This window comes from Chitinibacter sp. S2-10 (assembly GCF_046530675.1).
Lineage (GTDB): Bacteria > Pseudomonadota > Gammaproteobacteria > Burkholderiales > Chitinibacteraceae > Chitinibacter.
On the sequence record NZ_CP172558.1, the window covers coordinates 2,080,044 to 2,100,015 of the forward strand.

Genomic DNA, 19,972 nt, shown 5'->3' on the forward strand with positions numbered 1-19,972 from the left:
TTGTATTTTGTGAAGTTGAAAGTTGTTTTGAAGTGAAAAGATATATTGTTGAATTTCGTTACCCCAAGTGGGTCGTGCTGGATACCAAAACGCAGCGAGCCGTGTTGCTGGTTTCGGATAAACGTTTTGCGCAGGGTGAGTGTAAACGCTTGAACGACAATAAGTCGGTTCTGGTGACTGCCCAAATTTTTTAAACGCAGTATTTCCAACGCAGTCAATAAGGCGGGCTTTGCCCGCCTTATTTTTTTCGCCAAGCCAGATCGACGGGTTTGCCACATGCGGCGTAATGCCTTTGGCGATTACGCCCTACGGTGCTCATTAGCTGCAATGGTAGGGTCGGCTTTAGCCGACCAACCATGATTGAAAAAGGTCGGCTAAAGCCGATCCTACGGGTATATTAATCAAAGCCAGATTCAAATTGACCTTCAGAGCTACACCACGGCATGTATAAACCGCGATGGTCGATCTGGGGTTTGAATTCCCGTGTAGCGAAAACCGAGGTGAGGAGCGAGACCTTAGGCTCGCGACGAGGTGAGGGCAGCGCGGAGCGCTTTTCGCCCGGGTCGCCTTCCTTTGCTTACTTTCCTTGGCGAAGCAAGGAAAGTAAGTGCCGCGGCGCATAGCCGCCAATCCGTGGTGGATTGATTGTTGCAGGCAAATAAAAACCGCAGTGGTAGGTGTTTCTCGGTAAACGTTGGGCTGCGCAAGCTTAGCCCAACCTACGACACTTTCAGCGAGTACGTCCTAAGTGGTGCTTTCCAAGTTAATTTGATTCAATTGAATCTGTGAAAGGACGTTGCGCATTTGTTTAGCCATTGCACTGGCGTCAAAACCTGCGGGTTTCCGTTTTGCAGTTGAGATGCGCTCTACACAGTCAACGATTTGTTCTAATAGTATTAAATATTGAAATTCAAGGCTTTGGTCTTTCACCACAAGCCAATCCACTTGGGCTACGGACACAATTGCTCGCATTCTGGGTCGCAAACTGATGTAGTCACGAGTTTTGATAAACGAATTTCCCCAGCCTTCAATGTCGGCAATTTCCAAGCCGCAATAAAATTCATCAACGTAACCACCAAAGTGCAAGTCCCGCAAGCCATCATTGATCAATTTCTCAAGTACATTAAGATCAACTCGCCAACGTCCATGCTCTTCTGGTTCGCCATAATAAACAGTTCGCGTATGTTCACGGCCTAAAAAAATAACTTCACCACCTGTTCTTATTCTGAAGCTAAATTTCATGCAATAACTCAAGTCACGTAGGGCGGGTCGTGACCCGCGCTGAACTGCGGTTTGGATCTGCCAGATGGGCGGGTTATACCTCAAGGGTATTTCCTGCGGGTTACGCCTTCGGCTAACCCGCGCCTACGCTGGTGCTGATGGGTATATGGCTCTAGCTCAATATGATCATTGGCTGTAGCCATATACCCATAAGTAAAATCATTCCCTCGGAATCCCCAACGCCCTCGCCAAATACAGTCCCGTATGACTCGCCATATTCCGCGCCACATCTTCCGGCGTGCCGGTGGCGATAATCTGGCCGCCGCCTGCGCCGCCTTCTGGCCCCAGGTCAATCACCCAGTCGGCAGTTTTGATCACGTCCAGATTGTGCTCGATGACGACCACGGTATTGCCGTGGCTAGACAGGCGCTGAACGACTTTCAGCAGCAGGTCGATGTCGTGGAAATGCAGGCCGGTGGTCGGCTCGTCGAGGATATACAGCGTACGGCCGGTGTCGCGTTTCGAGAGTTCGAGCGCCAGTTTGACGCGCTGCGCTTCACCGCCCGATAGCGTGGTGGCGCTTTGGCCGAGGCGGATGTAGCCCAGACCAACGTCGAGCAGCGTTTGCAGTTTGCGCGCGACGGTGGGGACGGCGTTGAAGAATTCGAGCGCGTCTTCGACGGTCATATTCAGCACTTCGGTGATGCTCTTGCCTTTGTACTGGACTTCCAGCGTTTCGCGGTTGTAGCGCAGTCCGTGGCAGACGTCGCACGGCACGTACACGTCGGGCAAAAAGTGCATTTCAACCTTGATCACGCCGTCGCCTTGACATGCTTCGCAACGGCCGCCTTTGACGTTGAACGAGAAACGCCCCGGGCCGTAGCCGCGTTCGCGAGCGACCGGTACACCAGCAAATAGCTCGCGGATCGGCGTAAATAGCCCGGTGTAGGTCGCCGGATTCGAGCGCGGCGTACGGCCGATTGGCGATTGATCGACATTGATGACTTTGTCGAAATGCTCCAGTCCGGTGACTTCGCGGTACGGTGCGGGTTCGGCGCTCGCGCCGTTCAGATCGCGCGCGGCGATGCTGTACAGCGTGTCGTTGATCAGCGTCGATTTGCCCGAGCCCGATACGCCGGTGATACAGACCATCAGGCCAACGGGCAATTCGAGCGTCACGTCTTTCAGATTATTGCCGGTAGCGCCAACCAAGTGCAGCCATTTTTCGGCATCGGGTACGCGGCGCTTTTCCGGTTGCGTGATTTTACGCTTGCCGGTCATAAACTGGCCGGTGATCGAGTCGGGATTATTGAATACTTCGTCGGGCGTGCCGGCGGCAATAATTTGTCCGCCGTGCACACCCGCGCCGGGACCCATATCGACCAGATAATCGGCGGCGCGCATTGCGTCTTCGTCGTGTTCGACGACAATCACGGTGTTATCCAGATCGCGCAGGTGCATCAGCGTGCCGATCAGTCTGTCGTTATCGCGCTGATGCAGGCCGATTGACGGTTCATCGAGCACGTACATTACGCCGGTCAGGCCTGAGCCAATCTGGCTGGCGAGGCGAATCCGCTGCGCTTCACCGCCCGACAGCGTGTCGGCGCTGCGCTCAAGGCACAGGTAATCCAGACCCACATTAACCAGGAAGCCCAAGCGCTCGCTGATTTCCTTGACGATTTTTTCGGCAATCTGCGCTTTGCTGCCCTCTAGCGCCAAACTTTGGAAAAAGTGGAGTGTGTCGCGCAAGGCCAGGCGAGATAAGGCATGCAGATTATTACCCCCCACCCGTACATGGCGCGCTTCTTTGCGCAAGCGCGCGCCGTCGCAGGCGGGGCAGATTTGGTTATTCTGGTATTTCGATAATTCTTCACGCACCGACATCGAGTCGGTTTCGCGGTAGCGGCGTTCCAGATTGGGGATAATCCCTTCAAAACTGTGCACGCGTTCGAACTTGCTGCCGCGCTCATTCATATAAATAAAAGCGATTTCCTCGCGGCCTGAGCCGTGCAGAATGATCTGCTGCAGATCGTGCGGCAAATCTTCCCAGGCGGTCGCGGTGTCAAAACCGTAATGCGCCGCCAGGCTGGTCAGCATCTGGAAGTAAAACTGATTGCGCTTGTCCCAGCCCTTGATCGCGCCAGCGGCGAGACTCAGATCGGGGTGGGCGACGACGCGTTTCGGATCGAAAAAGGTTTTCTGGCCGAGGCCATCGCAGCTCGGACACGCGCCCATCGGGTTGTTGAACGAGAACAGGCGCGGTTCGAGTTCGGGCAGGCTGTAGCTGCAGACCGGGCAGGCAAATTTGGCCGAAAACCAGTGTTCTTTGTTGGAATCCATTTCAACGGCAATCGCGCGCCCATCGGCGTGGCGCAGCGCGGTTTCGAAGCTTTCGGCCAGACGCTGTTGCAAATCGGCGCGCACTTTCAGCCGGTCGATCACCACTTCAATCGTGTGTTTTTTGTTTTTATCGAGTTTCGGCGTTTCGTCGAGCTCAAATACTTCGCCGTCGACGCGAACGCGCACAAAACCTTGCGCGCGCAATTCTTCAAACAGGTCGAGATTTTCACCTTTTTTGCCGATCACCACCGGCGCGAGCACCATCAGTTTGCTGTCTTCGGGCAGCGCCAGCACATGATCGACCATCTGACTGACGGTCTGGCTTTGCAGCGGCTGATCGTGGTCGGGGCAGTAGGGCGTGCCGACGCGGGCAAACAACAAGCGCAAATAATCGTGAATTTCGGTGACGGTGCCCACCGTCGAGCGCGGGTTGTGGCTGGTCGCTTTTTGCTCGATTGAAATCGCCGGGCTCAAGCCTTCGATCAGATCAACGTCGGGCTTTTCCATCAATTGCAGGAACTGGCGCGCATAGGCGGAGAGCGATTCGACGTAGCGGCGCTGGCCTTCGGCGTACAGCGTATCGAAAGCGAGCGACGATTTGCCCGAACCCGATAACCCGGTAATGACGACCAGTTTACCGCGGGGCAGGTCGATATTCACGTTCTGCAGATTGTGCGTTCGTGCGCCGCGAATGCGGATCATCGGGGCTTCATGGGGGAGGGCATCACTGGAGATCGGACGATACATGCCGGTTTTGTCGCTAATAAAAAAGTGAACTGGCTATTGTAACGCCTGCACCGAAGGCGGGGAATTAAATCCACTGTTCCCAATGTGATTGTCAGCGGAGAAATTAGCTACTCAGTGGGTATTGCTCTGCAGGTCAATTGCAGTATGTTTTTTGTGGTAATACCCCTTGGTTGATAAAAAACAATCATTCTCAAAGAAGCCGATGGGCGCAATCGGGTAAAATGACACCTGATTCTGCGATGCCCTGTGCGCGTCGCTTTGCCGGATTGTGTGAAATGATGACTAAATTGGAATTGCGCGCCGCCAGTGGTTTGGCTGGTTTGTATGCTTTGCGCATGTTGGGCATGTTTTTGATTCTGCCGGTGTTTGCCGTTTACGCCGGACATTTGCCCGGTGGCGAAAATCATGCTTTGGTCGGTCTGGCGTTTGGTGCCTATGGCCTGACGCAAGCTTTGCTGCAATTGCCGTTTGGCATGTGGTCCGATCATGTTGGCCGCAAGAAAGTGATCTACATCGGCCTGGCGCTGTTTGCGCTCGGCTCGATTATGTGCGCAATGGCGGATCATATTGTCTGGCTGATTTTGGGGCGCGCCGTGCAGGGTGCGGGCGCGATTTCAGCGGCCATTACCGCCTTGCTCGCCGATTTGACGCGCGAAGAGCATCGAACCAAGGCGATGGCGATGATTGGTGCCAGCATCGCGTCGACATTTGCCGTGTCCTTGGTCGCCGCGCCCAAGCTGGCCGAACTGATTGGTTTACCCGGCATTTTTCTGCTGACTGCTGGGTTGACGATTGCGGCGATCATTGGCGTCTGGCGCGTGATTCCGAATCCAACCATCAGCCGTTTTCATTCCGACGCCGAGGCCAATACGTCCCGCTTGCCGCAAGTGCTGCGTCACCCGCAATTGCTGCGGCTCAATTACGGCGTATTCGCGCTGCATGCCGCGCAAATGGCGATGTTTACCGTGATGCCGCTGTTGTTGAAGCAAATCGGCGGTATCGACGTTGCGCATCACTGGTATATCTATTTGCCCGTCGTGCTGGTCGGCTTTGTGCTGATGGTGCCGGCAATTATTTACGGCGAGAAAAAACATCATCTGAAAGAAGTATTTATTTTTGCAATTGCGCTGATGTTCGTCGCGCAACTGGGAATGACGCTATGGCTACCTAGCTTGAGCGCGATTGTGATCTGGCTGAGTATTTATTTCATCGCCTTCAATATTCTGGAAGCGACGCAACCGAGTTTGATTTCCAAAATTGCGCCGACCGAGGCCAAAGGCACGGCGATGGGCGTCTATAACACTTGCCAGTCGGCCAGCATGTTTCTGGGCTCGGCGCTGGCGGGCTGGTTGTATCAATATTACGGCAGCGCAACGCCCGTGTTCGCCCTGTGCGCGAGCCTGATGGCGATCTGGCTGATTGTCTCGTGGGGAATGCAACCACCGTTGCCGGTGAAAACCAAAATGTTTCACATCGGCGAAGAATGGGCGGGCAATGCAGCCGAACTGTCTGCTAAACTAGGCGCCATTGACGGTGTTAAAGAAGCCGTTGTACTCATTGAAGAACGTGTTGCCTTGCTTAAAGTCCTGCAGGAAGGCTGGGATGAAGCGGCAGCACAACAACTTATTGCGGAGACCAATTGAAATGGCATCGTTGAACAAAGTGTTGCTGATCGGCAATTTGGGTAAAGACCCGGAATCGCGCTTTTTGCCGAGCGGCGGCGCGGTATGCAATTTTTCAATTGCCACGACCGAGAGCTGGAAAGACAAAAACACCGGTGCCAAGCAGGAAAAAACCGAATGGCATAACATCACGATGTACGGCCGTTTGGCTGAAATCGCCGGTGAATACCTGAAAAAAGGCAGCCAGGTCTACATCGAGGGCAAGCTGCAAACGCGCAAATGGCAGGATAAGCAAACCGGCGCAGATCGCTACACGACTGAAATTATCGCTGACGAGATGAAAATGCTCGGCGGCCGTGCTGGTGGCGGAATGGGCGGTGGCTCGCAAGGTGGCCAAGGTGGCGGCTACGGCGGCGATGATTTCAATCAGGAATACAGCGCGCCACAAGCCCCACGCCAGGCTCCGCAAGCCGCACCACAACAAGCCGCTCGCCCGGCAAAAAGCTTTGATGATTTCGAGGATGACATCCCGTTTTGACCTTGTTTTGAAGGTTTAGATCATCCAATCAAAAGCCCCCGGAATTTCGGGGGCTTTTGATTGGCGCTGGCCTGATTTTCCGGGTGGGATCATGTCGGTAAAATACGCTGCAAGGCGTGTTTGAATGGCTGCTCGCCAGTGCGCTGCTGTTCGAGCAGCAAGCCGAATTCCTTGGCATTGACCGGCAGGGAAAACAGATAGCCCTGACCAAAGTCGCAGCCGGCTGCGAGCAATAACTGAGCTTGCTCTTCGGTTTCAATGCCTTCGGCGATGACTTTCATTCCCAGTTTATGTGCAATGGCAATAATCGCTTCGCACAGTGCCAGATCATCTGATCCGGGTTTCATATTCTGGACAAAAGATTTGTCGATCTTGATGTAATCGATATCGAATTTTTTTAGATACGACAACGATGAATAGCCTGTGCCAAAGTCGTCGAGCGCAACCTTGATCCCATGATTGTGAAATTCGGCGAGGCTGCTCTCGACTGTGTTCGTGGCATCCAGCAGCAAACCTTCGGTAATTTCAATAATCAGGCTGCTGCCAGTCAGGTTGAGCTTTTGCAATTGCCCCAGCCACTCCTGATTTTGGGCTTTGTTCAGAAATTGCCGGGGTGAGACGTTAATACTGATGCGCAAATCCGGTGCAATCTCTGCCCGCCATTGCTGTAATTGCTGAGTGACATTGCCAAAAACCCAGTCGCTGATCGCACCGATCATTCCGGTGTCTTCGGCAATCGGGATAAATGAATCCGGGCTGATTGCACCATGAAGCGGATGATCCCAGCGGATCAGCGCTTCGGCCTTGCAGAAAATGCCGGTAGTCAGCTCGATGATGGGCTGATAGGCCATCCAGTATTGCTGCTGATTCATGGCTTCACGCAAGCCGGTTGAAATCTGCAGGCGGACTTCGGCAGCCTTTTGCATGAACGATTCGAAATAATTGAAACTATTCCGGCCCGAGCGTTTGGCGTTGTACATCGCCTGATCCGCATTTTTCATCAGCTCGGTGACTTCGGTTCCATCGCCGGGAGCAATGGCGATGCCTATGCTACCGGACAGATAACAGACTTCGCCATCCAGATAATAAGGCTCGGACAATTTGCCCAAAATGATCTGGGCGATCTGATCGACGACGGTGGAGTTGTCCAGACCGCTTAGATGAATGACGAATTCATCGCCACCGAGGCGGGCGACGGTATCTGTGCTGCGTACGCTGCCGAGCAAACGGTTGGCTGTTTCTTTCAGTAACAAATCGCCAATCGAGTGCCCCAGCGTGTCATTGATGGTTTTGAAATGATCCAGATCGATCATCAGCAAGGCCAGCATTTTCCGGTTGCGCTGGCATTTGCTCAGCTCTTGTGACAGAAGCTCCAGAAACGAGCGACGGTTGCACAGGTTGGTCAGCGAGTCGTGTTTGGCCAGATAGTTCAGTTGTTCCTGCACTGCGAGCATGGCGCCGATATCGGCAAAAACAACCACATAATGGCTGGGCTGGTTTTCGCTGTCGCGAACCAGATTGATGGTTTCCCAGACGGATAACGCTTTTCCTGTTTTTCTGCGATAGAGTATCTGCCCTTGCCATTGGCCGCGCTCGGGCTTGCTCAGCTCTTCGAAAAAATGGGCGCTGTGCCGCTGGGCGTAGAGTTTGTTGATGCTGGACCAGTCTTGCGCTTCCTGCGAGCTATAACCCGTCAGGCGTGAAAACGCGGGGTTGCTCGAAATGATCCGGCATGACAAATCCAGAATGAAGATCCCTTCTGCTGTCGCTTCAAAAACAGCCATGGCCTGACGCAATTGTTCTTCGTTGCGGCGTCGTTCGGTAATATCTTGCAAAACACCAACGAGGCGGCTTTGGTGGCGATCAGCATCTTCGAATCGTTTGGCCTGGACTTCGATCCAGCGGCTTGGCCCATCTCTGTCGTGGGTACGGAAAATGGTATTGATATTCTGCCCCTTGCTGCGGGCAGATTCGATGCTGTTTTGCACGTTAGCCAGGTCGCGCGGATCAATGCGCTGATAAAAGTGGCTTAGTGATTCGCACAGTGGTGCGCTGGCACCCATATAACCGGCTTCAAACAGATTAAAAATCCGGATTTGTTCGGAATTGAAATCCCATTCCCACACATTGAGCGATGCCGATTCAAGCGCCTGTTTGAAAAGCTGGCCATTATTGTCGATTTGCTGGTCAACATCGTGCCTGACTGCGGCCATTTTCAAGGTGGCATTCAATTCTCGTGGCGAGACAGGTTTGACCAGATAACCGTAGGGCAGGGCAGCTTCGGCGCGTCGCAAGGTGGCGTCTTCGGCGTAAGCGGTCAGAAAAATAATCGGGATTTTCAGCGTGCTATGAATGGTCTGCGCCGCTTCGATACCATCCATCGGGCCTTCAAGATGGATATCCATCAAAACCATATCGGGTTGGTGATTCTGAGCCGCCTCAATGGCCTGCGCACCCGTAGGGACGACCTGGCAGACATTGTAGGACATGGCCTCCAGCTGCTGTTTCAAATCGAGCGCAATAATACGCTCGTCTTCGACAACCAGAACGCGGATTGCACTCATGAATGGGTTTCCTCCATGATGGGCAAATGCAATTCAAAGCGAACACCGGGTTGATTGTCGTGAATACTGAGTTCCCCGCCAATCTGATCCGCCAGAATTGGAATCAGTTGCAAGCCCAGCGATTTGGTGTGTAATTGGCTGTCATTCACCGGCAAACCCACTCCATGATCGGCGACGGTCAAAACGGCTCGGGTGGCATCAAGACGCTGCAGTTTGATCGTGACCTTTCCCGTTTCGGACGGATCCGGATAGGCATGTTTGAAAGCATTGATGACCAGCTCGTTAATCAGAAGACCGCAAGGCGTTGCACGTTGCAGTTCGATCAAAACCGGCTGTTCTTCGGTTTCGATATTCAGTTGTATCCTTTGCACCAGCGCCCCCAGACTACTGAGTAAAAGCTGACCAAACCGTTGCAGATACTCGCCCAGATCGACCCGGGAAAAATCGTGTCGCTCGTACAGCAATTGGTGGATCAGTGCCATTGAGCGCACTCTGGTCTGGCTGTCGATCAGTACATCTTTCATTGCCTGATCGAGTACCAGATTGGCCTGCATATTGAGCAGGCTGATAATGACCTGCAGATTGTTTTTGACCCGGTGGTGAATTTCATTCAACAGCACGGTTTTTTCCGCCAGCGCAGCTTCAATCTGTTGCTGCGCCTGTTTGCGCGAGGTGATATCGACAATGGCAGCCAACACCATTTTGCCGTGTTCGGTATCGATTGGGTTCAGGCCGATTTCGACCGGAAATTCGCTGCCATCCTTGTGCAAACCGTATAAATCTCGTCCGGCACCCATTGGTCGCGCAATGGGGGTGGTAAAGAAACCGTTCCGCAATGCGGCGTGACCGTGTCTGAAGCGCTCGGGGACCAGCATTTCTATCGATTGCCCCATCAATTCATGCTGCAGATAACCAAAAGTGGTTTCGGTATGCCGGTTGGCCAGCACGATGATGCCTTCCAGATTGACCATGATCATCGCATTCGGTGCTTCCTGCACGACCTGCTGGAAACTTTCTTCCAGCCGTTTTCGGGTCGATACATCGCGGGTCACTTTGGCAAAACCCTGTATCACGCCTGCTTCGTCGAGCAAGGGCGTAACGACAACCTGCGCCAAAAACAGGCTGCCGTCTTTGCGACGGCGCAAGTCGTCATTTTCAAACCGGCCCATGGTTCTGGCCTGCTCCAGCTCTTGCATTGAGCGTTCATGCGCATTGGCCTGACCGGGAAAGAAAATCGAGAAATGCTGGCCGATCACTTCGTCCGAGTTGTAACCATGAATGCGCTCGGCACCGATATTCCAGCTAATGATATGCCCGGATAGATCCAGAATATAAATCGCATAATCCTGTACACAGGTCACCAGTAAGCGGAATGCGGCGTCCGATTCGGTCATGTTGTGGATCTGCCGATGTGTGACATGGTCATTCATATTCATGCTCCATTCTGCTTACTGCTTTCTTGGCATTGCTGTTTCTTTGGAAAATCCATTAATTACTGCTTAGTTGGTCTTGCTTGGTTTGTCGAAAAAATACGTCGTTTTTATGACGCGCGGACGCTGTGATGTTGATTGCTGCGCAATAAAAAAGCCTGCATTGCGCAGGCTTTTTATCGGGATTTACACCGGCTTATTACATGCCGGCAATGCACAGATATTTCAGCTCGACATACTCGTCGATGCCGAAACGTGATCCTTCGCGGCCGAGCCCCGATTGCTTGACGCCACCAAAGGGGCCGACTTCGTTCGAGATCAACCCGGTATTGACGCCGACCATGCCTGATTCGAGCGCTTCGGCGACGCGGAAAATCCGGCCAATGTCGCGGCTGTAGAAATACGCTGCCAGACCAAATTCGGTTGCGTTCGCCTGCTTGATCGCATCGGCTTCAGTATCGAAACGGAACAGCGGCGCAATCGGGCCGAAGCTTTCCTCGCTGGCGACTTTCATTTCGGAAGTCATTCCCTTGAGCAACGTTGGTTCGAAGAATGTCCCGCCCAGTGGATGTCGCCCGCCGCCACTGGCGACGCTGGCACCTTTGCTGAGTGCATCGGCAATGTGCTCTTCGATTTTGGCGACGGCTTTGTTGTCGATCAGCGGTCCCTGAATCACGCCCTCATCCATGCCGTTGCCGACTTTCAGCCTTTGCATTGCGAGCGCCAGTTTTTCGGCGAAAGCGTCGTAAACACCGCTTTGCACCAGAATCCGGTTGGCGCAGACGCAGGTTTGTCCGGCGTTGCGGAATTTGGCGATCATCGCGCCTTCGACTGCGGCATCGAGGTCAGCATCGTCAAAAACGATAAACGGCGCATTGCCGCCCAGTTCAAGCGACAGCTTTTTGATCGTTTCGGCGCATTGCTTCATCAACAGCCGGCCAACTTCGGTGCTGCCGGTAAAGCTCAGTTTGCGCACGGTCTCATTTGTTGCCAGCTCGCCGCCGATGTCATTGGCGCTGCCGGTCACGATATTAATGACGCCAGCCGGAACCCCGGCACGCTGCGCCAGCTCGGCCAGCGCCAGTGCGGTCAGCGGCGTCTGGCTCGCCGGTTTGACAACCATCGTGCAGCCCGCCGCCAGCGCGGGGCCGGCTTTGCGCGTGATCATCGCCGCCGGGAAATTCCACGGCGTGATCGCTGCGGTGACGCCGATGGGCTGGCGCAGCACCAGAATGCGTTTGTCGGCCTGCGGGTGTTGCAGCACATGGCCGTCGAGCCGCTTGGCTTCCTCGGCAAACCATTCGATAAAGCTCGCGGCATACGCAATTTCGCCTTTGGCCTCAAACAGCGGCTTGCCTTGCTCGGCGGTCATGATGCGGGCGAGATCGTCCTGGTGTTGCATCAGCAATTCGAACCAGCGGCGCAGAATGCCCGATCTTTCCTTGGCCGAACGCGCTCGCCACGCGGGCAGGGCCGCGTCGGCGCTGGCAATCGCGCGGCGGGTTTCAGACACGCCCATGCGCGGGACATTGGCAATCGTTTCGCCGGTCGCCGGATTGTCGACCGCGATGGTCGCGCCGGAATCGGCGTTCTGCCATTGATCGCCAATCAGGCATTGCTGGCGCAACAGCGTGGGGTCGTTCAGTTTAAGCATGATTTAACCTTTTAATGCGGCTTCCAGAATATCGAGCCCTTCAGCAAATACCGAATCTTCGATGGTCAGCGGGAACAGGAAGCGGATGACGTTGGCGTAAGTGCCGCAAGTCAGCAGAATCAGTCCGCGTTCGAGCGCGCGAGCCTGAACTGCCTTGGTGCGTTCGACATCGGCCTGGCCGCTGACCGGATCGATCAGCTCGATCGCCACCATCGCGCCGGGGCCGCGAATATCGGCGATGTGCGGTACGTCGGCCTTGATCGCTTGCAGGCGCGATTTTAACCGCTCACCGAGCAGATTGGCGCGCGCATTGAGTTGTTCGGTCTCGATGACATCGAGCACGGCATGCGCTGCGGCAATCGCCAGCGGATTGCCGGCATAAGTGCCGCCTAGTCCACCGGGGTTAGGGGTATCCATGATTTCGGCTTTACCAGTAACGGCTGACAGCGGATACCCTCCGGCCATGGATTTGGCCAGTGTCATCAGATCTGGCTGCACATCATAATGATCCATCGCAAACCAGCGGCCGGTACGCGCAAAGCCGGTCTGGATTTCGTCGGCGATCAGCAGAATACCGTGTTCGTCGCACAGGCCGCGCAGCGCGCGCATGAATTCGGGCGGCGCAACATAAAAGCCGCCTTCGCCCTGTACCGGCTCCAGAATAATCGCTGCGACGCGTTTCGGATCGACATCGCTTTTGAACAATTCATGCAGCGCTTTGAGTGATTGTTCGACGCTGACGCCGTGCAGCGGGTTGGGGAAGGGCGCGTGATAAATCTCGGCCGGGAAGGGGCCAAAGCCGACTTTGTACGGAACGACCTTGCCGGTCAGCGCCATACCCATCATTGTGCGGCCATGAAAACCGCCAGAGAAAGCGATCACGCCGCTGCGGCCGGTCGCCGCACGGGCGATCTTGATTGCATTTTCGACCGCTTCGGCACCGGTCGAGAAAAACGCCGTTTTCTTCGCGTAATCTCCCGGTGTCAGCGCATTGATCCGCTCGGCCAGCGCGATATACGACTCGTACGGAACAACCTGATAGCAGCTGTGCGTAAAACGCTTGAGTTGCGCCTCGACTGCCGCGGTGACTTTTGGGTGGCAATGGCCGGTATTGAGTACGGCAATGCCACCAGCAAAGTCGATAAATCGCCGCCCTTCGACATCCCATAATTCGGCGTTGAGCGCGCGCTCGACATAAAACGACGCCATCACGCCAACGCCACGCGGCGTCGCTGCGGCTTTACGCGCTTGCAGACTTTGATTGTTGCTCATGCTATCCATCCTGCCGACATGCGCCGGCCTTGATTCGTTAAATGATATTGAGCCCCACGATTCCCGTTACTTTGCAGTAAATCAATGGGTATGTGGCCGAAAGGCTCATTTAATAAAAGGTTCATGCCAATACCAGTGCCGGTATTCGCACTGGAGATGCTGCGCCAATCCCCAGCATCAAGCCGAGCGAGGAACAGGCGTGGCGCAGATGCCGAGCCGCTTTTTCTTTGGTTCCGTTGGTGGAGCAAAAGAAATGAACCCGTGGACGCGGCGGAACGCGTATCAAAACAAACGTGCGAAGCACAGAAAATCATCATTGCTGCATTTTTTGATGCTGCGCGTGCACAGCAATACTTACTTGATCAGCCCCAGCTGTTTTTTCAGCGTCAGCGCATCGTAGAAATCGCCCTGATAAACAATCTGGCCTTGTTTGACTTTGATCAGCGACAGGCCGTTGAGTGAAATCTTGTTGCCGGTCGGTTTGTCTCCTTCAAATGGAATGCCGGTATTGGTGCCGGTGAACACCCAGCGGAAGGCAATCCCATCCTTGCTGACGACCGGTTCGTCGACCATTTCCCATTTCAGATCAGGCAAGGCGGCGATAAAAAACTTGATCACATTGTCGCGAGCCGGAACGACGCCGATCTGCGATTCGCCGACGGTGACGTCGTAATACTCGACTTCATAATCGAGATAACTGGCGGCCAGATTGGCGTCGTGTTTGTTCCAGCCGGCCATATAGGCTTTGACGACCGAAAGTGGATCGCTTTTGCTTGGCGCCGCCAGTGCTGTTTGTTGCAACAGGGCAAAAGTGAAGAGGGACAAGACCAGACGGATAAGATGCTTCATGATGCGCTCCTTGTGGGTACGACACGGTTGAATACATACAAAATCAGATATTAATCATGGGGTATTTGTCTGAAGCCATTTTTGGATGTTGGCTTCAGGTCAATACCTTGCTTAGGTATTTAAAATTTACAGCTTCACCATCACATGCCGAACGCAGCTGTAGTCTTCCAGTGCGTACATCGACATATCCTTGCCGTAGCCGGATTTTTTCATCCCGCCGTGCGGCATTTCATTGACCAGCATGAAATGCGTATTGATCCAGGTGCAGCCGTATTGCAGCTTGGCGGCAAACTGCATCGCGCTGCTGACGTCACGCGTCCAGACCGAGCTGGCCAGGCCATATTCGGAATCGTTGGCCCAGCTCAGCGCCTGCTCGGGTTCGTCAAAGCGGGTGATCGATACCACCGGGCCGAACACTTCCTGCCGGACGATTTCGTCATTCTGCAATGCACCGGCGACGACGGTCGGCTCGTAAAAGAAGCCACGCCCGTTGCCCATTTTGCCGCCCGCCGTGATTTCGATATGCGATTGTTGCGCTGCGCGCTCGACAAAGCTGGCGACGCGATTGCGCTGGCGCTCGGAAATCAGTGCCCCCATTTCGACGCCGTCCAGATGCTGTTCGCCATATTTGATGCTGGACACTGCGCTCGACAGATCGGCGACGAGCTTGTCGTAGATTTTGGCACCGGCGTAAATGCGGCATGCAGCGGTGCAGTCTTGTCCGGCGTTGTAGTAGCCGAAAGTGCGGATGCCGGCGACGACTTCGTCGAGGTCGGCGTCGTCCATCACAATCACCGGCGCTTTGCCGCCGAGCTCAAGATGTGTGCGTTTGACCGTTTTGGCTGCGGCTTCGAGAATGCGGCTGCCGGTCGAAATATCGCCGGTCAGCGACACCATGCGTACGGCCGGATGGCTGATCAGCGGCGCTCCGACGGTATCGCCACGTCCGAGCACGACATTGACGACGCCCGGTGGCAGGATTTCGGCGATCAGCTCGGCCAGTTTCAGCGTTGTGAGCGGCGTTTGTTCCGATGGCTTGATCACGACGGTATTGCCAGCGGCAATCGCTGGGGCGATTTTCCATGCCGCCATCATCAGCGGGTAATTCCACGGCGCGATGCTGGCAACAACGCCGAGCGGATCGCGTCTCACCATGCTGGTGTGGCCGGGCAGATATTCACCAGCCAGCATGCCCTGCTGATTGCGAATCGCGCCGGCAAAAAAACGGAAGACGTCGGCGACTGCCGGAATTTCGTCATTGAGCGCAGCCAGATACGGTTTGCCGCAGTTGAGCGACTCGAGCCGGGCAAATTCGGTCGCGCGCGATTCGATGGCATCGGCCAGTTTGAGCAGCAAAGTGCTTTTGTCTTTCGGGCTGGTGCTGGCCCAACTATTAAAGGCGCTGCTGGCGGCGGCCACGGCGGCCTGAATCTGGCTTGGCGATGCTTCAGCAATTTTTTCGATCACTTCGCCCGTTGCCGGATTGAGTACGTCCTCGATTGAACCTTCGCCGCGTAGAAACTGGCCATTGATCAATAATTGGGTGTTCATTGTTTTCTCTCCTAAATCGGGTTATTTGCTACTACCAGCCGTGTCTTCGGTGCCGTTGGTCAGCCACCAGGCGAACAAAATGGGGAGTGTCGTCAGCAGCATGACGCCCAGTGCAACGACATTGGTCACTGGCACATCGCGTGGTCGGCCAAGCTGGTTGAGCATCCAGATCGGCAGGGTTTGTTGTTGACCGGCGGTAAAGGTCGTGACGATGATTTCGTCAAAACTCAGGGCAAAAGCCAGAATTCCACCAGCGAGCAAGGCCGTTGCCATTTGCGGCAGTACGACGTAGCGGAAGGTTTGCCAGCCGTCAGCGCCCAGATCCATCGACGCTTCGACCAGACTGTGAGAAGTACGCCGTAGCCGGGCGACAACATTGTTGTAAACGACGACGACGCAGAAAGTCGCGTGACCAATCGCAATCGTCGCAAAGCCCGGCTCGATTCCCGCCATGCGGAATGCCGATAGCAGCGAAATACCGGTAATGATGCCGGGCAGCGCGATGGGCAGAATCAGCATCAGCGTGATCGCGTCCTTGCCAAAGAAAGCGCGGCGGTACAGCGCGCCAGCGGCGAGCGTGCCAAGAATCAGTGCGCCTATCGTTGCGCTCAGGGCGATGCGGGTTGATAGCCAGACGGCTTCGAGCATGTCGGTACGCTCGGCTGCCGCTGCGAACCAGTGCAAGGTAAAGCCTTTCAATGGAAAGCTGAATGCCGATTCTTCGGTATTGAACGCGTACAGAATCACCATCACGATGGGGAAATGCAGAAAGGCAATGCCGCCCAGCGCGAGCAATTTGAGCCACCATGCTGCGCGTGGCGAGCCATCGGCATGAGTTGCGGGGATTTTAGAGTGCATCGAAAGCTCCCAGACGACGCGCCATCGTCAGATAGATCGCGATAATGACCACCGGAACCACGGTAAACGCAGCCGCCATCGGCATATTGCCGATCGAGCCCTGCATCGTATAAACCATCGTGCCGATATACAGCCCGGACGGACCGATCAGTTGTGGAATGATGTAATCACCCAGCGTCAGGCTGAAGGTGAAAATCGATCCGGCAATGACGCCGGGAAAAGCCAGTGGCAGGATGACGGTGCGGAAAGTCTGTGCCGGCGTGGCGCCCAGATCGGCGCTGGCTTGCAGCAGATTGGCCGGAATCCGCTCGATTGACGCCTGAATCGGCAAAATCATGAACGGCAGCCAGATATAGGTGAAGACGGTAAAGCGCCCCAGATTCGACGTTGACAGCGAATTACCGCCAATACTGGGCAAGGACAGCAGCCAGTCAACAATCCAGGTCAGCCCCAGCGTGTTATAGAACCAGTAAATAACGCCGCCTTTGGCCAGAATTACGGTCCAGGCGTAGGCTTTGACGATATAACTCGCCCACATCGGCAGCATCACGGCGACATACATTGCGCCGCGTTGCCAGCCGCGTGCGTAGCGCGCCATGTAATAGGCAATCGGAAAAGCCAGAATGGCTGAAGCAATCGTCACCGCACATGCCATGCTCAGCGTACGGCTGACGACATCGTAATTGGCGTCGTCGAACAGAGCCTGATAGTTGGCCCAGGTCAGATCGGGTGTTACCGCCATCGTGAAATCGTCGAAGGTATAGGCGCTTTGCCACAGCAGTGCCAGTAGCGAACCCAGATAAACGACGCCAAACCACAGTAGCGGCGGCAGCAGCAAAACCATCAGAAACAGGCGAGAACGACGCCATAACACATCGGAGAGCGCGCGTACGGGTTGGAAGGCGGTGCTTTGCACCGTGATGGCACTCATGCTGCCTGCTCCTGCAACGTCACCATGCTGGTCGCAGCCCAATGGATGCTCAGCGCGCTACCCAGCTCGGGCAAGGCGGTGTTGTGAGTCAGATCATGCGCGAGCGTGACCCAGACGCATTCGCCCGAGCCCACTTGCAGCGCCAGCTTGCTGCTGGCACCGTGGTAATGCACATCGGCGACGACCCCCTGCAATTGCGGTTCGCCATTGGGCGCCGTACCCAGCCGGATATGTTCGGGGCGGATGGCAAAAGCTTGGGATTGTCCGCTGATCTGTCGCGCCAGTTCGCCGCGGATCACGTTCGATGTACCGACAAAATCAGCGACGAAAACGGTTTTTGGCTGGGTGTAGAGCATTTTGGGCGTGTCCAGTTGCTCGATTTTGCCTTTATTGAATACGGCGACGCGATCCGACATTGACAATGCTTCGCTCTGGTCGTGCGTCACATAGATAAACGTAATTCCCAGCTGCTTTTGCAGCGCTTTTAATTCCGATTGCATCTGCTCGCGCAATTTCAGATCAAGCGCGCCGAGCGGTTCGTCAAGCAGCAAAACACGAGGTTTGTTGACCAGCGCGCGTGCCAGTGCAACACGCTGCCTTTGGCCGCCGGACATTTGCCCGGGTTTGCGATCGCCAAAGCCGCCCAGTGCGACCATGTCCAGTGCGGCTTCGGCTTCGCGGTAACGTTCGGCTTTCGCGACGCCTTTGACTTTCAGCCCGTAGGCGACGTTGTCGCGGATATTCATATGTGGAAACAGCGCATAGTCCTGAAACACCGTATTCACGTCGCGGCGATATGGCGGCAGCCCGGCTGCGGCAACACCATGGATCAGAATTTCACCGGCAGTGGCTTGCTCGAAACCGGCGATCAGTCGCAGGCAGGTCGTCTTGCCTGAGCCGGATGGCCCCAGCATCGAGAAAAACTCGCCGTCGGCAATCGTGACGCTGACCTGATCGACTGCGCGTACGCCGCCAAAATGACGGCTGACCTGTTGAAATTCGACTGCTGCTTTCATGATGGTGTTTCCTTTGCCCGGATGCGGGGCGTGACAAGCCGATCCAGAAGCATGATTGCTCATGGGTATATCTTTGTAGGCTATGTAAATAAATGGCTGCAGCAATATACTGTCTGTGCAGCCATTTTTCCTCAGGGCTTAGCGTCCGCCCATGATGGCGATATAGTCACGGGTCCAGCGGCTATACGGTACGCACTGGCTTTGCGTCGCGCATTTGGCTTGAGGGGTTTTCCAGAAGGCGATCTGGGTGAAGCGCTCGAAGCCATTGCTTTTGCAGAAGTCGCTGCCGCCCGGCGCTTTTTCTGCGCAGGCTTTGGGTACGACCGGATTGGCACCAAACCATTCGGCGAGTGATGATTGCAGCTTCAGATTGAGCGAATGCTCCATCCACTTGTAGGCACAAGTCAGATTTTTCGCATCGGCGTGCAGCATCGTTGTATCGGCCCAGCCGGTTGCACCTTCTTTCGGAATCACGCCGGTCACCGGAAATTTCTCGCCCTGCAAGGCGTTGATCTGATAACCCCAGGCGCTGCTTGCTGCGACGCCTTCATTTTTGAAGTCGTTCATCTGGACGGTCACATCATGCCAGTAACGATGTGTCAGTTGTTTTTGCGAACGCAGCAGTTTGAGGACTTCTGCATATTGCTTTTCATTCAATTCATATGGATCTTTGATCCCCAGCGCCGGATTTTTCTTCATCAGATAAAGTGCTGCATCGGCAATATAAATAGCGCCATCGTAGGCCTGTACCCGGCCTTTATTGCTCTTGCCGTCGGGTAATTTCTGTTCCTCGAAAACGACGTTCCAGCTATCGGGTACTTTGTTGCCAAAAATTTTGGTGTTGTAAGCCAGAAAGTTGGCGCCCCATTGATACGGCGTGCCGTAATGTTTGCCATCAACGGTATGCCACGCGCCATTCATCAGACGCGGATCAAGGTTTTTCCAGCTTGGAATCAGCGCGGTGTTGATTTCCTGCACTTTTTTACCGTAAATCAGCCGCAGGCTGGCATCGCCCGACGCGGTGACCAGATCGTAACCGCCCTGATTCATCAGGCTGACCATTTCATCTGATGTTGCTGCAGTTTTTACGCTGACTTTGCAGCCGGTGTCTTTTTCAAAATCGCTGACCCAGTCGTATTGCTTGTCGGTTTCGCCTCGCTCGATATAGCCGGGCCACGCGATGATGTTGAGTTTACCTTCTGCTTTTCCCAGGCTGCTTGGTGGTGCAGCCTGTGCGATTGACGCGACTGCCATGGTGGTCAGTAGTGCCAAACTATGTGCAATGCAGTTTGAAGCGAGGGGACGTGACAGTTTCATGGTGGCTCTCCGTATGTGTCCATGCAATGGCAGGGGTCTATTGTGGTTTCGATTTTAGATAG

15 protein-coding genes are annotated in these 19,972 nt (G+C 54.8%); 3 read left to right on the forward strand and 12 right to left on the reverse strand.

From position 1 onward, the window contains the following. Positions 1-32: 32 nt before the first annotated feature. Positions 33-194, forward strand: coding sequence for a hypothetical protein (locus ACG2XO_RS09780; protein WP_410497792.1), 162 nt, complete (start codon positions 33-35; stop codon positions 192-194). A gap of 550 nt (positions 195-744) precedes the next feature. Here the strand turns inward: ACG2XO_RS09780 and ACG2XO_RS09785 are convergent. Then, complete coding sequence (locus ACG2XO_RS09785) at positions 745-1,242, reverse strand: hypothetical protein (RefSeq protein ID WP_410497793.1); 498 nt, start codon at positions 1,240-1,242, stop codon at positions 745-747. A gap of 198 nt (positions 1,243-1,440) precedes the next feature. Continuing rightward, positions 1,441-4,308 (reverse strand): excinuclease ABC subunit UvrA, encoded by a 2,868-nt coding sequence (gene uvrA, locus ACG2XO_RS09790; RefSeq protein WP_410497794.1) that lies wholly within the window; start codon positions 4,306-4,308, stop codon positions 1,441-1,443. A 278-nt stretch (positions 4,309-4,586) separates the two neighbouring features. Between uvrA and ACG2XO_RS09795 the strand changes: the two genes are divergently transcribed. After that, positions 4,587-5,951, forward strand: a complete 1,365-nt coding sequence (locus ACG2XO_RS09795) for an MFS transporter (protein WP_410500251.1) — start codon at positions 4,587-4,589, stop codon at positions 5,949-5,951. A gap of 1 nt (position 5,952) precedes the next feature. Next, entirely contained in the window at positions 5,953-6,468 is a 516-nt protein-coding gene (ssb, locus tag ACG2XO_RS09800; protein WP_410497795.1) for a single-stranded DNA-binding protein, read from the forward strand. A gap of 89 nt (positions 6,469-6,557) precedes the next feature. Here the strand turns inward: ssb and ACG2XO_RS09805 are convergent, their stop codons facing one another. The 10 genes from ACG2XO_RS09805 to ACG2XO_RS09850 form a co-directional block, all read right to left on the reverse strand. Then, positions 6,558-9,032, reverse strand: a complete 2,475-nt coding sequence (locus ACG2XO_RS09805; protein ID WP_410497796.1) for an EAL domain-containing protein — start codon at positions 9,030-9,032, stop codon at positions 6,558-6,560. After that, complete coding sequence (locus ACG2XO_RS09810; protein WP_410497797.1) at positions 9,029-10,468, reverse strand: sensor histidine kinase; 1,440 nt, start codon at positions 10,466-10,468, stop codon at positions 9,029-9,031. The genes ACG2XO_RS09805 and ACG2XO_RS09810 overlap by 4 nt, the downstream gene beginning before the upstream one ends. Positions 10,469-10,661: 193 nt before the next feature. After that, positions 10,662-12,116 carry an NADP-dependent succinate-semialdehyde dehydrogenase gene (gene gabD, locus ACG2XO_RS09815; protein ID WP_410497798.1) on the reverse strand — a complete coding sequence of 485 codons (1,455 nt, stop codon included), beginning with the start codon at positions 12,114-12,116 and terminating at the stop codon, positions 10,662-10,664. Between the two features lie 3 nt (positions 12,117-12,119). Further along, positions 12,120-13,388: a 4-aminobutyrate--2-oxoglutarate transaminase gene (locus tag ACG2XO_RS09820; RefSeq protein ID WP_410497799.1), complete on the reverse strand. Its 1,269-nt coding sequence runs from the start codon at positions 13,386-13,388 to the stop codon at positions 12,120-12,122. A 354-nt stretch (positions 13,389-13,742) separates the two neighbouring features. Continuing rightward, positions 13,743-14,237 (reverse strand): ester cyclase, encoded by a 495-nt coding sequence (locus tag ACG2XO_RS09825; protein WP_410497800.1) that lies wholly within the window; start codon positions 14,235-14,237, stop codon positions 13,743-13,745. 126 nt (positions 14,238-14,363) lie between these two features. Continuing rightward, complete coding sequence (locus tag ACG2XO_RS09830; RefSeq protein ID WP_410497801.1) at positions 14,364-15,788, reverse strand: gamma-aminobutyraldehyde dehydrogenase; 1,425 nt, start codon at positions 15,786-15,788, stop codon at positions 14,364-14,366. 21 nt (positions 15,789-15,809) lie between these two features. After that, positions 15,810-16,646 carry an ABC transporter permease gene (locus ACG2XO_RS09835; protein WP_410497802.1) on the reverse strand — a complete coding sequence of 279 codons (837 nt, stop codon included), beginning with the start codon at positions 16,644-16,646 and terminating at the stop codon, positions 15,810-15,812. Further along, a complete protein-coding gene (locus tag ACG2XO_RS09840) occupies positions 16,636-17,577 on the reverse strand; it encodes an ABC transporter permease (RefSeq protein ID WP_410497803.1) in 942 nt (313 codons plus the stop codon). Before ACG2XO_RS09840 ends, ACG2XO_RS09835 begins: the two co-directional genes overlap by 11 nt. Continuing rightward, complete coding sequence (locus ACG2XO_RS09845) at positions 17,574-18,593, reverse strand: ABC transporter ATP-binding protein (protein ID WP_410497804.1); 1,020 nt, start codon at positions 18,591-18,593, stop codon at positions 17,574-17,576. Before ACG2XO_RS09845 ends, ACG2XO_RS09840 begins: the two co-directional genes overlap by 4 nt. A gap of 138 nt (positions 18,594-18,731) precedes the next feature. Next, the gene (locus ACG2XO_RS09850; RefSeq protein ID WP_410497805.1) at positions 18,732-19,910 is read right to left on the reverse strand and encodes an ABC transporter substrate-binding protein; all 1,179 of its coding nucleotides are present in this window, start codon (positions 19,908-19,910) and stop codon (positions 18,732-18,734) included. Positions 19,911-19,972 lie beyond the last annotated feature (62 nt).

Coding starts and splice junctions, on each gene's coding strand:
- ACG2XO_RS09785 (WP_410497793.1), bottom strand. CDS start 1,242: ATGAAATTTAGCTTCAGAATAAGAACAGGTGGTGAAGTTATTTTTTTA.
- uvrA (WP_410497794.1), bottom strand. CDS start 4,308: ATGTATCGTCCGATCTCCAGTGATGCCCTCCCCCATGAAGCCCCGATG.
- ACG2XO_RS09795 (WP_410500251.1), top strand. CDS start 4,587: ATGACTAAATTGGAATTGCGCGCCGCCAGTGGTTTGGCTGGTTTGTAT.
- ssb (WP_410497795.1), top strand. CDS start 5,953: ATGGCATCGTTGAACAAAGTGTTGCTGATCGGCAATTTGGGTAAAGAC.
- ACG2XO_RS09805 (WP_410497796.1), bottom strand. CDS start 9,032: ATGAGTGCAATCCGCGTTCTGGTTGTCGAAGACGAGCGTATTATTGCG.
- ACG2XO_RS09810 (WP_410497797.1), bottom strand. CDS start 10,468: ATGAATATGAATGACCATGTCACACATCGGCAGATCCACAACATGACC.
- gabD (WP_410497798.1), bottom strand. CDS start 12,116: ATGCTTAAACTGAACGACCCCACGCTGTTGCGCCAGCAATGCCTGATT.
- ACG2XO_RS09820 (WP_410497799.1), bottom strand. CDS start 13,388: ATGAGCAACAATCAAAGTCTGCAAGCGCGTAAAGCCGCAGCGACGCCG.
- ACG2XO_RS09825 (WP_410497800.1), bottom strand. CDS start 14,237: ATGAAGCATCTTATCCGTCTGGTCTTGTCCCTCTTCACTTTTGCCCTG.
- ACG2XO_RS09830 (WP_410497801.1), bottom strand. CDS start 15,788: ATGAACACCCAATTATTGATCAATGGCCAGTTTCTACGCGGCGAAGGT.
- ACG2XO_RS09835 (WP_410497802.1), bottom strand. CDS start 16,646: ATGCACTCTAAAATCCCCGCAACTCATGCCGATGGCTCGCCACGCGCA.
- ACG2XO_RS09840 (WP_410497803.1), bottom strand. CDS start 17,577: ATGAGTGCCATCACGGTGCAAAGCACCGCCTTCCAACCCGTACGCGCG.
- ACG2XO_RS09845 (WP_410497804.1), bottom strand. CDS start 18,593: ATGAAAGCAGCAGTCGAATTTCAACAGGTCAGCCGTCATTTTGGCGGC.
- ACG2XO_RS09850 (WP_410497805.1), bottom strand. CDS start 19,910: ATGAAACTGTCACGTCCCCTCGCTTCAAACTGCATTGCACATAGTTTG.